This window comes from Stenotrophomonas sp. (genome assembly GCF_032061965.1).
In the GTDB taxonomy this organism is placed as follows: Bacteria; Pseudomonadota; Gammaproteobacteria; order Xanthomonadales; family Xanthomonadaceae; genus Stenotrophomonas.
In genome coordinates, this window is record NZ_DAMBEF010000020.1 from 1 (window position 1) to 12995 (window position 12995).

A 12995-nucleotide genomic window follows, 5' to 3' on the forward strand; every position below is an offset into this window, starting at 1 on the left:
CGGTGCTCTTGGCGCGGTTGGCCGCCAGCAGGCGCGCGCGCAGCTTCTTGCCGTAGACGATCGGCACGTCCGAGGTGGTATCCGAGCCGCCGCCGATGCCCGACTCGATCTGCCCCAGGGCAATCTTGTTGGCCACGGTGATGATGCTGTCCAGCGAGGTGCCACAGGCCCGCTGCAGGGTGATGCCGGGGGTCAACGGCGACAGGCCGGAAGACAACGCGGCCTCGCGGCCCAGGTTCCAGTCGCTGGGGTGCTTGATCACCGCGCCCATCGCCACTTCGCCAAGCTGCTGACCGTGCAGGCCGAACCGTTCAACAAGGGCGCCTAGCGTACGGACCGACATGCCGAGATTGCCGACATCCGAATAAGCGGTGTTCTGGCGGCAGAACGGAATGCGAACACCACCAAGGATGGCGACGGGACGAGCGCTGGGCATGCGGTTACCTGACATGAGAAAGGGTCTGCGACGTGGCCTGCATGCGATAGCAGGCATAATGGTGTTGAGTGTAGCTTTGAGGCCGTGATGGGCCAACCGCGAACCATGAGCAATTCCAACCCCGACATGAACGCACTGGGTGTAGTAGCACTGGAACTGGCCGGCGGCGAGCAGCCGCGCCAGGCCGTACTGGGCTCCGAACAGGCCGGCGAACTAGCCGCCCTGATCGGCCGCGACCTGGCCAAGCTGGTGCCACAGGTCAGCGAACTGGACCTGGTGTTTGCCGCCGCGCATTTTGATCCGGCCGAAGTGCTGCGCACCGGCCTGCCCATTCATCGCCGCCTGGAAGAACTGCAGATGCGTGCCCCGGGCCGCAACCAGGGCCCGCGCCTGCTCGCCTTCGGTGCCGATGCCAATGGCGAAGTGCCGCTGCCGCTGCAGGCCGACCCCGCCCTGGGCGGCGGCGCCCTGCGGGTGCTGCCGTTCGTGCTGGCCGGCGGCGACGAGCAAACCCGTCTGCAGGTGCGTGAGGCACTTGAAGAGGTGCTGCTTGCCAATGGCATGGCGCAGCCGGATACCGCCTTGCTGGCGCAGAACAGCTTCGGCGCGCAGATCGAGCACGCGCGTTACTTCACGGTCAATGACCTGGCCGCGATGATGGCGATGCAATATGACAACCAGGGCTTGGCCGATCTGTGGCCACTGCTGGAAACGGCGATGTTTGCCCCCGACGAGGAGCAGTGGCTGGACGCCACACCCGAGCCGCTGCTGCGGTACGTCGGCGGCGAGGTGCGCATGGCCTTGTTTGACCCGGCCGGCTGGTGCGCGCACTACGGCCACGAGCCCAACGCCTGTGACCGCCTGCAGCGCATCTATGAGCAATACCTGATGCGCCAGCGGCAGATGGCTGCGGTATTGGAAGCCCACGGCATCGGTGTGCTGTACGTGCACGTCAATGCCGGCCAGGACGCGAAGGCGTTGCTGGCGCATTGAGTGCGCCATGGCGATAACAGAAAGGGCCGCGCAAGCGGCCTTTTCTGTTTACGGAGTGCTGCATGCACCGTTCACTCCCGTTGCTGAAGGCAAGGACGGCTGGAGGGGCGCAGTTGCCTTGGCTGCTTGCGCCGGCCTCGATCCTCCCATCATGAAGATCGTTGTTGATCACGGCACCCACTGTCCGTGGAGAGCCGGTGAAAAGGCCAGAGCAAGGCACCCCTCCCCAACCCTCCCCTTCGCTGCGCGAAAGGGAAGGAGACAAGCCCAGAGCCAACGCACCCCTCCCCAACCCTCCCCTTCGTTGCACGAAAGGGAGGGAGACAAGCCAGAGGCGTGGCCCGGGTAAGCGCACAACAGCAAAGGGCCGCTTACGCGGCCCTTTGCTGTTGTCTTTCACTGGTTCCTCGTTCCTGGAAACGCGTTCCTGGCTTCAAGGCACCTTGGCAATCACCGCACAGGCCAAACGTGCACCGGCATTGCCGGTCGGCTGGCTCTTGTAGTCGTCCGGGTCGGCATGGACGATCAGCCCGCGGCCGATGATGTCGAAATCATCACCCTTGCCAACGTTGACGTTGCTGGCCACCGGGCCGTCGATATGCGCATTGCCCTGCGCATCGGCAACGATGTTGGGCATGTCGCCGCCATGGTGTGCCGGCGCCTCGATGCTGCCGTGCTCGCTGCTGCCCGGATTGAAGTGACCGCCGGCGCTGGTGCCGTCGGGGGCGCTGCAATCGCCCTTCTCATGGATGTGGAAGCCATGCTCGCTGTTCGGCTTCAGGCCACTGATGTCGCCGCTGGCGCGCAGCAGCCCGTCCACCAGGTGGAACTGGATGGTGCCGGCCACCGTGCTGTCCTTGGTCGGCTGCAGCTGCGCGGTAGCCACCGGTGCGGCCATGGCAGTCATTGCGGTCATGGGCGGCGGCGCTGCCGGGTCGGCAGCAGGTGCGGCGCTGGTTGCCGGGGTGGCCGCATCGGCCGGAGCGGCATCGGGCTCGGCGCCCTGCTTGCAGGCGCTCAACGCCAAGGCACTGGCGAGGAAAAGGCTGGTGTGGATCAGTCGCATACGGGTAACTCCCTTGCTGGGCAGGATCGAAGTGGCGTGTGCGCTCAGCGCACCACGCGGATAACCGCGCAGGCCACACGGGCACCGGCGTTGCCGGCGGGCTGGCTGCGATAATCATCGGCACCAGCATGTACCACCAGGGCACGGCCAGCGATGTCGTTGGCGGCGCCTCCACCGAGAGTAACCCCACGCAGGTGAACATCCACGTTCACCACCCCATCGGCGTTGGCCATCAGGTTATCCATGTCACCAGCGTGGTGCGCACCTGCACTGGCACGTCCGTGGGGTTGAATGGCCGGGTTGAAATGCCCGCCGGCGCTGGTTGCATCCACCGCGCTGCAATCACCCTTTTCGTGGACATGGAACGCGGCCTGCTGGCCGCGCGGCAGGCCACCGATCACGCCGGTGATATGTACCCCGCCAACCTCGGGCACCAAGGCCAAGCGCCCACTGACCAGGCTGGCCGACGCGGGCGCCAGATTGGCTTCGGCCATGCTCGCAGTGCTGGTGGTGGCGACCGTCGGTGGCGGCGCCTGCGGCTTGGGTGCCGGGGTGGACCCACAGGCACTGAGCAGGACGCTGGCCGCGATCGCGGTAAGGGGAAGCAGGATGCGCATCGATATCTCCTTGCAACAGAACAGAAGGGCCAGTGCCATGCTCAACCACCGCGCCGGCGGCCGGGCCCAAGTTTGCGGGTAACCGTGTTACGGCCCAGTCCCAGACGCGCGGCGGCGTCGGCACGATGACCGTCGGTGACGTCCAATGCTACTTCCAACAGCACGTTGTCCAAGCGCTCACGAGCTTCTGCATGCAAGCCGTTAGCACCCTCGGCCAAACGCTGCCTGGCCCATGCGGCCAACGCCTGGTCCCATTGCGACGAGGCAATGGGTGCGGCAGTGCGAGTGCCACGCCCCCCGCGGTTCAACGCGGCCTGGACGTCCTCGGCTGACACGGTATCGGCCACGGCCAATGCGGCAAGGCGCCAGCAGACGTTTTCCAGCTCGCGTACGTTGCCGGGCCAGCTGTGCTCGCGCAGTGCCTTTACCGCCGCCACCGACAAGCGCTTGGGTGGCATGTCCAGTCGCCGTGCGGCATTGGCCAGGAAGTTCTCGGCCAGCTGCGGCACGTCACCCAGACGCTCGCGCAGCGGCGGCAGCAGCAGCCGCACCATGTCCAGCCGGTGCAGCAGGTCGGCGCGGAAGCGCCCTTGTTCGACCAGGGTTTCCAGGTCCTGGTGGGTAGCGGCAATCACGCGTACATCGACGCGGATCAGCTCGCGGCCACCGACGCGGAAGAACTCGCCTTCGGCCAGCACACGCAACAGGCGGGTCTGCAGCGCCAGCGGCATGTCGCCGATTTCATCGAGGAACAAGGTGCCGCCATCGGCCTGCTCGAAGCGGCCGATATGGCGTTTGCTGGCACCAGTGAACGCGCCGGCTTCATGGCCGAACAATTCGCTCTCCAGCAGTTCGGCCGGGATCGCGGCCGTGTTGAGGGCAACGAACGGGCCCTTGGCGCGCGGCGACTCGCGGTGCAGCGCATTGGCCACCAGTTCCTTGCCGGTGCCGGTTTCGCCGTTGATCAGCACCGACAACGGTGCCTGTGCGAGCCGCCCGATGGCGCGGAACAGCGCGCGCATGGCCGGTGTGTCGCCGATCAGCTGCGGTGGCCCTTCTTCCTTCTGCACGGGCACAGGCACCGCTACCGGTGCCGGCAGTTCCTCGGCTTCGGGCAGCGCGCGCCGCGCCAGTTCAACGGCGTCGTCCAGGTCAAACGGCTTGGACAGGAATTCATGCGCGCCACCGCGGAAAGCACCGGCGGTGCTGGCCACATCGGTATAGGCCGACATCACGATCACCGGCAGCTGCGGATGCGCCGCCTTGAGCTTGTCCAGCAGCACCAGGCCGTCATCACCGGGCATGCGCACGTCGGTGAACAACAGGTCCGGCACCGGCTGCACGGCCAGTGCCGCCAATGCCGCCGCCGCACTGTCGAAACCTTCGACTGTGTAGCCGGCATCACGCAGCGCGGTAGTCAGCACGAAGCGAACCGAGCGATCGTCATCCACCACCCAGACCGTGGCGGCAGCTGCGGGCTTATGCATCGCTCACCTCCGTGGCGTCCTCGGCGGCGGGCAGCGGCAGCAGCACGGTGAACACGGTATGGCCCGGCCGTGAGCGGTAGCTCAAAGTGCCACGGTGTTCGCGCGCCACCTGCTGGGCCAGTGCCAGGCCGAGCCCGGTGCCTTCGGCGCGGCCGCTGACCAGCGGCAGGAACAGGTGTTCGGCCAGTTCCTCCGGCACACCGCGACCATCGTCGGCCACTTCAAGACGGAGGGCCAGCGCATACGGCTGCTCGGCGATACGCAGGCCATGTTCGACGCGGGTACGCAGGGTCACGCTGGTGGCACCGGCCTGGATGGCATTACGGACCAGGTTGAGCAGCGCCTGGGTCAGGCGATCACTGTCACCGGCGAACTCGGGGATGCTGGGGTCATAGTCACGCAGCAAGCGCACCGACCAGCCGGCTTCGTTCTCGACCAGGCGCAGTACCCGCTCCAATGCGGCGTGGATGTTCAGCGGCGCATGCGGGCGCTGCGGGGCTGGCGACAGCAGCTGCTCCAGCAAGGTGTTGAGGCGCTCGATCTCGGCGCCGATCAGCTCGATCAGCTCGCGCTCATCGGCATCGCGGCCGCTGGCGCGGCGCGCCAGCAGCTGGGCGGCGCCCTTGAGCCCCGCCAGCGGGTTGCGCAACTCGTGGGCCAGGCCTTTGAGTGCCGCACTGAAGGCACCGGGCAGGACCTGGGCAGGATCGGTGCCTTGGAACTCGTCCACCGGGTGCGCTTCCAGCAGCCAGCCACCACCCTCCACACCACTGATCCAACCATCGGCAAACCGCGGCGTCTCGCCCGGCAAGGCCAGGGTCAAGCGCGGCAGCCGGCTCATGTCGTTGGCCGGGTTGGCCAGGCGCTGTGCCAAGGCCTCGCCCTGGGCCTCCAGCGACACCAGCGGCTGCCCGAGCAGGCGCCGCACGCTTACCCCCAACCAGCGACAGAAGGCCGGGTTCGCCCCCTGGATGCGCCCATCCGCGCCACTCCACACCAACGGCGTAGCCAGCATTTCCGGGGTGGGCGAGAAGTCAGCAGCGCTCATTGCACCAATATAGTGCAAAGCGGGCGGATCACCGCTTCTGCTGCAGCAGGGAGTACAGGATGCGGGCGTCTTCGGCGTCCAGATCAGCCGGCAACGTGTCGCTGCCACGGAAGCGGCGGTGGAAGGCGCGCGCCGCGGCGGCACGGTCGTCCAGCGCATAGCCGAAGGCCTGCATTGCCATCCAGCTGTCGAAGCCAACCGGTGCCGGGCCGTGTTTGGGGTCCGGCCACAGGCCGAAGCCGGCTTCAGCCAGTTGCTGCCACGGGAAATAGCGGCTGGGATCGGCCTTGCGGGTGGGTGCCAGGTCGGCATGGCCGATGATCTGGCTGCGCGGGATGTTGTAGCGGGTGCAGAGGTCTTCGAGCAGGCGCAGCAGGGTAGCGATCTGCGGCTGGGTGAAGGGGCTGCTGCCGTTGTTGTCGATCTCGATGCCGATCGAGGTCGAGTTGAGATCGGTGAAACCACCCCAGCGACCGCCGCCGGCATGCCAGGCGCGTTCGCCATCGGCCACCAACTGGTAGAGCTCACCATCGCGGCCCACCAGATAATGCGAGCTCACCTGGCCACCGCTGTTGGCGGTGCGCAACGTGTCCAAGCTTTCCTGCACCGAGCCCTGCTCGGTGTGGTGCAGCACGATCAACACCGGCTTGCGCTCGTTGTAGTTGGGCGACGGCACCCACTGTGCAAGCGGATTGCGCTCCGGTGCGGAGGTGCAGGCAGTCAGCGAGGCCAACAGGGCGAGCGGCAGCAGCAGTTTGGTCTTCATGACGGGCATTGCACGTTGCCGAGCGCCGCTTTGCAAGTGCGATCAGGCATGAAATGGAATCTGCGCCGACAGAGGCGGCCAGGTGGAATGCTTGCATTGGAAGGCCTGCTCAGGGAGTTGGGGAGTGCAGCGTGATGCCGGCGCCGAACATGCGCTGCATGTTCATAATGCTTTCCGCTGGGGTTGGCTGCCCGATGTGTCCAGGCTGTGCAGAATTGTTGTCCAAGGCTCGGTTGGAACTGCGATGCGAGATTCACTGAAACAGAAAATCATCACCGTCTGCGATGCCAAGATCGCAGCGAAGGGCCCGACGGTAGGGCTGTCGTTCTATGCGTTTTTTGCCAACCGCAATGATGATCCGGAACTGCTGATGGAAGCGGCTACCTGGTGGATCCGGACCCATCGACTGGATCATTTTGAGAAGGCTGAAAAGGTCAAGGCATTGGTACTGGCTGAGGGCCTGTAGTGCCGAGCGATGCTCGGCAGAGGCTCTATCGGCAATGCCTGAAAGCTGCCCTCACCCCAACCCCTCTCCCGGTGGGAGAGGGGCTAGAACTGTAGTGCCGAGCCATGCTCGGCAGGGGCTTTCCCGGCAATGCCTCAAAGCTGCCCTCACCCCAACCCCTCTCCCGCAAGCGGGAGAGGGGCTTTGATCTGCTTCGGGAGAGGGACTAGCGCAATCACACCTCGTAGGCAGACTCACCGTGGGTGGTCACATCCAGGCCGGTACGTTCGGCTTCTTCGCTGACGCGCAGACCAACCAGCGCGCGGACCAGCAGCAGGATCAGCGCGGTAACCACCGCCGACCACAGCACGGTGAAACCAACGCTGATCACCTGCACCAGCACCTGATGCCCGATATCCAGATCCACCTTGGTGCCACCCAGCGACTGCGCACTGAACACGCCAGTCAAAATGGCGCCGACAATGCCACCAACACCGTGTACGCCAAACACGTCGGCGGTGTCGTCCGCCTTCAACAGACGCTTCAAGCCAGTCACGCCCCAGACGCAAACAATGCCGGTAACAAAACCAATCACGATCGCGCCGAGCGGACCAACGGTGCCGCAGGCCGGCGTCACGCCCACCAGGCCGGCAACCGCACCCGAGGCCGCGCCCAATGCCGACGGATGGCCCTTGGTGATGGCTTCCACCAACGTCCAACCCAACACGGCGGCCGCAGTGGCCAGCACGGTGTTGATGAAGGCCAACGAGGCCACGGTGTCAGCGGCAGCAGCCGAGCCGGCGTTGAAGCCGAACCAGCCCACCCACAGCAGCATCGCGCCAATCCAGGTCAGCGGCACGTTGTGCGGCTTCAATGCGGTCTGGCCATAACCCAGGCGCTTGCCGACAAACCATGCCGCCACCAGGCCGGCGACGCCGGCATTGATGTGCACCACGGTGCCACCGGCAAAATCGATCGCGCCCATCTCACCCAGGTAACCGCCACCCCACACGATATGCGCCATCGGGATGTAGCTCAGGGTGAACCACAATGCCGAGAACAGCAGCACTGCACGAAATTTGATGCGCTCGGCGAAGGCGCCGACGATCAGTGCGGTGGTGATGCCGGCGAAGGTCGACTGGAAAGCGACGAACAGGAAGTCAGGCAGGCCGGCGATCGGCGTGTTGCCTACCGAGTCCGGAGTGAAGCCCTTGAGGAAGGCGAATTCCGTGAATGAACCGAAGAACTGGTTGCCCGCACTGAACACCGCGCTATAGCCATAGGCTACCCACAGGATCAGCACCAGCGAGAACACCACCAACACCTGGCTGAGCACCGACAGCACGTTCTTGGCCCGCACCAGGCCGCCGTAGAACAGTGCCAGGCCGGGCACCACCATCATCAGTACCAGCAAGGTGGCGGTGAGCATCCACGCCACGTCGCCCTTGTCGAATGTAGCTGCCGCCTCTGCTGCAGGTGCGGCTGCAGCCTCCGTTGTTGCGGCCGCAACCTCGGTGGCTGCGGGCTGGGCCTGCGTGTCCTGCGCCCAGGCGCTGCTGGAAAACATGCCCAGCAGCAGTGCAGTGAGCATGAAAGACAGGCACAGGCCTCCGAGCCGGGCTTTGAACCCGGTGAAAAATTCCGTTCGCATTGTCGACTCCGGTTGTGGGGGTGGAACCTGCCAGCGACCCGTTGTCACCTGGCGGTCGCTGCCGCCGGAGGACGGGTTTCAGCGGGCTCTTACAGCGCGTCGGCGCCTGTTTCACCGGTGCGGATACGCACCACTTGTTCCAGCGCGGTAACGAAGATCTTGCCGTCACCAATCTTGCCGGTGCCAGCTGCGCCCTGCAGGGCTTCGATCACTGCCTCGACGTTGTCGTCGGTGACAGCGGTTTCGATGCGGATCTTGGGGAGGAAATCGACGACATATTCGGCGCCACGGTAAAGCTCGGTGTGGCCTTTCTGCCGGCCAAAGCCCTTGACCTCGGTGACGGTGATGCCGGAAACGCCTGCGGCGCCCAAGGCTTCACGCACTTCGTCGAGCTTGAATGGCCGGATGATCGCGGAGATTAATTTCATGCGCATGTCCCGATGTGGAGGAGACCGGCCTGCGGCTGCGGGCCGGCATCGTGTCTTCCACCGGCCGTTGTGCGGCCGCTGGCTGTTGCGCCGAACGCATCATGGGCCTGGCTGTCGCCACCGCCATCACTGACGGCGACCACAACCACGCGGGAGGGAGGAATGGCCCATGCCGCGCGCTCGGATTCTCTTGCCCCTGGCAGATGTGGTGCGTGCTGTTGCCTGGCCTGTGTGCTCCCCAGCAACAAAGGCGGCGGCGATGACGCAGATGGGAGGGGGAGGGTCCACGCCACCGCCGCCTAACAACAGCTAGCAACTACATCTGGTGTTGCCGGTGGCCAGCACGGTGCACTGGCCGCCGTTACATCAGCTTGCGTAGTACAGCTGGTATTCCAACGGATGGGTCGCAGCGCGGAACGCGGTGACTTCCTTCATCTTCAGCGCGATGTAGGCATCGATGAAGTCGTCGCTCATCACGCCACCGGCCTTGAGGAACTCGCGGTCCTTGTCCAGTGCTTCCAGCGCCTGGTCCAGCGAGGAACAGACCTGCGGGATCAGCTTCTCTTCTTCCGGCGGCAGGTCGTACAGGTCCTTGTCGCTCGGTGCGCCCGGGTCGATCTGGTTCTTGATGCCGTCCAGGCCGGCCATCATCAGCGCGGTGAAGGTCAGGTAGCCGGACTGGATCGGATCCGGGAAACGCATTTCGATGCGGCGTGCCTTCGGGTTGGACACCCACGGAATGCGGCACGACGCCGAACGGTTGCGGGCCGAATAGGCCAGCATCACCGGTGCTTCGAAGCCCGGTACCAAACGCTTGTAGCTGTTGGTGCCGGAGTTGGCGAAGGCATTGATCGCACGGGCGTGCTTGAAGATGCCGCCGATGTACCACAGCGCCATCTGGCTCAGGCCGCCGTAGCCGTCACCGGAGAACAGGTTGGCGCCGCCCTTGGCCAACGACTGGTGCACGTGCATGCCGCTGCCGTTGTCGCCGACCAGCGGCTTGGGCATGAAGGTCACGGTCTTGCCGTTGCGGTGGGCAACGTTCTTGATCACGTGCTTCATGCGCTGCAATTCGTCAGCCTTGGTGACCAGGGTGTTGAACTTGGCACCGATCTCGCACTGGCCGGCATTGGCCACTTCGTGGTGGTGCACTTCGACTTCGATGCCGACCTTTTCCAGCACCTTGCACATCTCGGCGCGGATATCGTGCAGCGAGTCGGTCGGCGGCACCGGGAAGTACCCCCCCTTCACGGTCGGACGGTAGCCGCTGTTGGTGCCGTCGTAGCTCTTGCCGGTGTTCCAGGAACCTTCTTCAGAGTTGATCTTGTAGAAGGTGTTGCCCATGTCATTGGCAAACTGGACCGAATCGAAAATGAAGAATTCCGGCTCCGGGCCGAAGAAGGCCAGGTCGGCAATGCCGGAGGACTTCAGGTAGGACTCGGCGCGCTTGGCGATGCCGCGCGGGCAGCGGCCGTAGCCCTGCATGGTGGCCGGGTCGAGCACGTCGCAGGTCAGCACCAGGGTCGGGTCGGCGTAGAACGGGTCGAGGTAGGCGCTGGCCGGGTCCGGCATCAGCACCATGTCCGATTCAGCGATGCCCTTCCAGCCGGCGATCGAGCTGCCGTCGAACATCTTGCCTTCTTCAAACAGCGACGGCTCGATGATCGAGGCCGGGAAGGTCACGTGCTGCTCGATGCCACGCATGTCGACAAAACGCAGGTCGATGAACTCGATCTGGTTGTCCTTGATCAGCTTCTCAACATTTTCCAGGGACATCGGGTGCAACCTCGGGTGGATGATGATGTGCGAGTAATACAGCAAACCCCATGCCAACTTTCACGCGCATATAACGCATTGATTTCATTGGGGCACACCGGGCAATGCACCCAAACGGTTGCACCAATATGGTGCTTAAACATGAGGAAGCACCTTCCAGGTGCGCGCGCAGTGATGCTCTATGCTGTGCCAGCCTTTTCCACAGCCAGCTTCCATGTCCGACCTGCTCTCCGCCCTACTGCTGGGCATTCTTGAAGGCCTTACCGAATTTCTGCCGATCTCCAGCACCGGCCACTTGCTGATCGCCCAGCACTGGCTGGGTACCCGCTCGGACTTCTTCAACATCGTCATCCAGGCCGGCGCCATCCTCGCCGTGACCTTGGCCTTCCGCGAGCGACTGTGGTCGCTGGCCACCGGTTTGAACAAGCACGAAAACCGCGACTACGTGATGAAGCTGGGCGTGGCCTTCCTGGTCACGGCCCTGGTCGGCCTGCCGGTACGTCTGGCCGGCTGGGAGTTGCCCGAGACGGTCACGCCCGTGGCCTGGGCATTGGTGATCGGCGGTGTGTGGATGCTGGTGGCCGAGCGCTTCGCCGCGCGTCTACCCGACAGCGATACGGTGACCTGGAAAGTCGCAGTGGCCGTTGGCTTGGCACAGGTCGTGGCCGGGGTGTTCCCCGGCACCTCACGCTCGGCGGCGGCGATCTTCCTGGCCATGCTGCTGGGCCTGACGCGGCGTTCGGCCGCGGCCGAGTTCGTGTTCCTGGTCGGCATCCCGACCATGTTCGCGGCCAGTGGCTATGCCTTCCTCGAACTGGCAAAGGACGGCAAGCTGGGCAGCGAGAACTGGACCGACGTGGGCGTAGCATTTGCCGCGGCGGTAGTCACCGGTTTCATCGTGGTGAAATGGCTGCTCAGCTACATCAAGCGCCGCCCCTTCACCGGCTTTGCGTTGTACCGCATTGCCCTGGGCATCGGGCTGCTGCTGTTTTTGCCTGCTGGAAACTGAATGTGCCCCTGCGGTACTGACCCCGATGCTACCGGCGGTCCGTTTATCGCCCCCGAACCTTTCCACTCAAGCAAGGAGCTCACCATGAAGCGCATTTTCCTCCTGGCCCTGCCGTTCGCCCTGATGACCGCGTGCAGCAACCCGCCCACCGCCAAGGACAGCACCACTGCCCCGGCACCCGCGCCGGCAACCAGCGCGCCGGCTGCCAGCCTTGAGGTGGCCCAGCTGCCCGCCAATCACTGGGTGCTGGAAAACGCTGTCGACGCAAGCGGCAAGCGCATCGACGGCCTGTTCGTGCGTGCCGACCGTCCGATCACCCTGGACTTCAAGGATGGGCGCCTTTCGGTCAGCAATGCCTGCAACATGATGGGTGGCAGCTACACCCTGCAGGGCGATGCCCTGAGCGTGGGCAGCATGATGTCCACCAACATGGCCTGCAAGGGCGAGGTGATGGCACTGGATGGTCTGGTCAGCGAACGCCTGCAGGACAAGCTGACCGTGCGCTCGCTGGACGCCTCCGCGCTGACCCTGGTTACCGCCAAGGGTGACGTGCTCAGCTTCCGCGCCGAACCCACTGCCGAAACCCGCTACGGCGGCGAGGGCGAGACGGTGTTCATGGAAGTGGACGCACAGACCAAGCCCTGCTCGCACCCGCTGATCAAGGACGCTACCTGCCTGCAGGTGCGTGAGGTGAAGTACAACGATCAGGGCCTGGAACAGGGCAAGCGCGGTGCCTACGAGAACTTCTACGGCAACATCGAGGGCTACAAGCACGAGCCGGGTGTGCGCAACGTATTGCGCCTGAAGCGCTTCCAGGTCAAGAACCCGCCAGCTGATGGCTCCTCGCTTGCCTATGTCCTGGACATGGTGGTGGGGTCTGAAATGGTGAAGTAAGCCCATCACGCTTACGCAAACAGAAAGGGCGCCAATGGCGCCCTTTCTGTTTTTTGTAGAGCCGAGCCATGCTCGGCTGAGGCCTTGGCAGGAAAGCCCCTGCCGAGCATGGCTCGGCACTACTGTTCCAGCCCCTCTCCCTCCGGGAGAGGGGTTGGGGAGAGGGTCGCTTTGAGGCACTAGCAGGAAACCCCCTGTCGAGCATGGCTCGGCACTACTGTTCTAGCCCCTCTCCCTCCGGGAGAGGGGTTGGGGAGAGGGTCGCTTTGAGGCACTAGCAGGAAACCCCCTATCGAGCATGGCTCGGCGCTACCGCTCCAGCCTCTCTCCCTCCGGGAGAGGGGTTGGGGAGAGGGTCGCTTTGAGGCACTAGCGGGAA

12 protein-coding genes and 1 pseudogene are annotated in these 12995 nt (G+C 64.7%); 4 read left to right on the plus strand and 9 right to left on the minus strand.

The genetic code is table 11. From position 1 onward, the window contains the following. A pseudogene (locus RT460_RS11835) lies at nucleotides 1-451 on the minus strand (acetyl-CoA C-acyltransferase); the annotation flags it as partial. A 90-nt stretch (nucleotides 452-541) separates the two neighbouring features. Here RT460_RS11835 and RT460_RS11840 point away from each other — a divergent pair. Then, nucleotides 542-1429 carry a hypothetical protein gene (locus RT460_RS11840; protein WP_313319160.1) on the plus strand — a complete coding sequence of 296 codons (888 nt, stop codon included), beginning with the start codon at nucleotides 542-544 and terminating at the stop codon, nucleotides 1427-1429. A gap of 433 nt (nucleotides 1430-1862) precedes the next feature. Here RT460_RS11840 and RT460_RS11845 read toward each other — a convergent pair whose 3' ends face one another. Genes RT460_RS11845 through RT460_RS11865 form a run of 5 tightly spaced genes read right to left on the minus strand, consistent with a single transcriptional unit; the run spans nucleotide 1863 to nucleotide 6422 of the window. Continuing rightward, the gene (locus RT460_RS11845; protein ID WP_313319161.1) at nucleotides 1863-2495 is read right to left on the minus strand and encodes a superoxide dismutase family protein; all 633 of its coding nucleotides are present in this window, start codon (nucleotides 2493-2495) and stop codon (nucleotides 1863-1865) included. A gap of 44 nt (nucleotides 2496-2539) precedes the next feature. After that, nucleotides 2540-3112 (minus strand): superoxide dismutase family protein, encoded by a 573-nt coding sequence (locus tag RT460_RS11850; RefSeq protein ID WP_313319162.1) that lies wholly within the window; start codon nucleotides 3110-3112, stop codon nucleotides 2540-2542. A 41-nt stretch (nucleotides 3113-3153) separates the two neighbouring features. Beyond that, complete coding sequence (gene ntrC / locus RT460_RS11855) at nucleotides 3154-4599, minus strand: nitrogen regulation protein NR(I) (protein ID WP_313319163.1); 1446 nt, start codon at nucleotides 4597-4599, stop codon at nucleotides 3154-3156. Next, the gene (locus RT460_RS11860) at nucleotides 4592-5647 is read right to left on the minus strand and encodes an ATP-binding protein (RefSeq protein WP_313319164.1); all 1056 of its coding nucleotides are present in this window, start codon (nucleotides 5645-5647) and stop codon (nucleotides 4592-4594) included. The genes ntrC and RT460_RS11860 overlap by 8 nt, the downstream gene beginning before the upstream one ends. A gap of 28 nt (nucleotides 5648-5675) precedes the next feature. Beyond that, the gene (locus RT460_RS11865; protein WP_313319165.1) at nucleotides 5676-6422 is read right to left on the minus strand and encodes an N-acetylmuramoyl-L-alanine amidase; all 747 of its coding nucleotides are present in this window, start codon (nucleotides 6420-6422) and stop codon (nucleotides 5676-5678) included. A gap of 115 nt (nucleotides 6423-6537) precedes the next feature. Between RT460_RS11865 and RT460_RS11870 the strand changes: the two genes are divergently transcribed. Further along, nucleotides 6538-6879 carry a DUF6500 family protein gene (locus tag RT460_RS11870; RefSeq protein ID WP_313319166.1) on the plus strand — a complete coding sequence of 114 codons (342 nt, stop codon included), beginning with the start codon at nucleotides 6538-6540 and terminating at the stop codon, nucleotides 6877-6879. 214 nt (nucleotides 6880-7093) lie between these two features. On the opposite strand, the gene amt is transcribed toward RT460_RS11870, so the two are convergent. The 3 genes from amt to glnA all read right to left on the minus strand — a co-directional run bounded on the left by amt (nucleotide 7094) and on the right by glnA (nucleotide 10713). Beyond that, nucleotides 7094-8509 carry an ammonium transporter gene (gene amt, locus RT460_RS11875; RefSeq protein ID WP_313319167.1) on the minus strand — a complete coding sequence of 472 codons (1416 nt, stop codon included), beginning with the start codon at nucleotides 8507-8509 and terminating at the stop codon, nucleotides 7094-7096. 89 nt (nucleotides 8510-8598) lie between these two features. Further along, nucleotides 8599-8937 carry a P-II family nitrogen regulator gene (locus tag RT460_RS11880; protein WP_057627937.1) on the minus strand — a complete coding sequence of 113 codons (339 nt, stop codon included), beginning with the start codon at nucleotides 8935-8937 and terminating at the stop codon, nucleotides 8599-8601. 366 nt (nucleotides 8938-9303) lie between these two features. After that, the gene (glnA, locus tag RT460_RS11885) at nucleotides 9304-10713 is read right to left on the minus strand and encodes a type I glutamate--ammonia ligase (protein WP_313319168.1); all 1410 of its coding nucleotides are present in this window, start codon (nucleotides 10711-10713) and stop codon (nucleotides 9304-9306) included. A gap of 214 nt (nucleotides 10714-10927) precedes the next feature. Here glnA and RT460_RS11890 point away from each other — a divergent pair, with 214 nt between their 5' ends. Next, a complete protein-coding gene (locus RT460_RS11890; protein WP_313319169.1) occupies nucleotides 10928-11722 on the plus strand; it encodes an undecaprenyl-diphosphate phosphatase in 795 nt (264 codons plus the stop codon). 84 nt (nucleotides 11723-11806) lie between these two features. Continuing rightward, a complete protein-coding gene (locus RT460_RS11895; RefSeq protein ID WP_313319170.1) occupies nucleotides 11807-12616 on the plus strand; it encodes an META and DUF4377 domain-containing protein in 810 nt (269 codons plus the stop codon). Nucleotides 12617-12995: the final 379 nt, after the last annotated feature.

What these genes read in the sequence shown, in the direction of transcription:
- RT460_RS11840 (WP_313319160.1), top strand. Translation starts at nt 542, where the DNA reads ATGAGCAATTCCAACCCCGACATGAACGCACTGGGTGTAGTAGCACTG.
- RT460_RS11845 (WP_313319161.1), bottom strand. Translation starts at nt 2,495, where the DNA reads ATGCGACTGATCCACACCAGCCTTTTCCTCGCCAGTGCCTTGGCGTTG.
- RT460_RS11850 (WP_313319162.1), bottom strand. Translation starts at nt 3,112, where the DNA reads ATGCGCATCCTGCTTCCCCTTACCGCGATCGCGGCCAGCGTCCTGCTC.
- ntrC (WP_313319163.1), bottom strand. Translation starts at nt 4,599, where the DNA reads ATGCATAAGCCCGCAGCTGCCGCCACGGTCTGGGTGGTGGATGACGAT.
- RT460_RS11860 (WP_313319164.1), bottom strand. Translation starts at nt 5,647, where the DNA reads ATGAGCGCTGCTGACTTCTCGCCCACCCCGGAAATGCTGGCTACGCCG.
- RT460_RS11865 (WP_313319165.1), bottom strand. Translation starts at nt 6,422, where the DNA reads ATGCCCGTCATGAAGACCAAACTGCTGCTGCCGCTCGCCCTGTTGGCC.
- amt (WP_313319167.1), bottom strand. Translation starts at nt 8,509, where the DNA reads ATGCGAACGGAATTTTTCACCGGGTTCAAAGCCCGGCTCGGAGGCCTG.
- RT460_RS11880 (WP_057627937.1), bottom strand. Translation starts at nt 8,937, where the DNA reads ATGAAATTAATCTCCGCGATCATCCGGCCATTCAAGCTCGACGAAGTG.
- glnA (WP_313319168.1), bottom strand. Translation starts at nt 10,713, where the DNA reads ATGTCCCTGGAAAATGTTGAGAAGCTGATCAAGGACAACCAGATCGAG.
- RT460_RS11890 (WP_313319169.1), top strand. Translation starts at nt 10,928, where the DNA reads ATGTCCGACCTGCTCTCCGCCCTACTGCTGGGCATTCTTGAAGGCCTT.
- RT460_RS11895 (WP_313319170.1), top strand. Translation starts at nt 11,807, where the DNA reads ATGAAGCGCATTTTCCTCCTGGCCCTGCCGTTCGCCCTGATGACCGCG.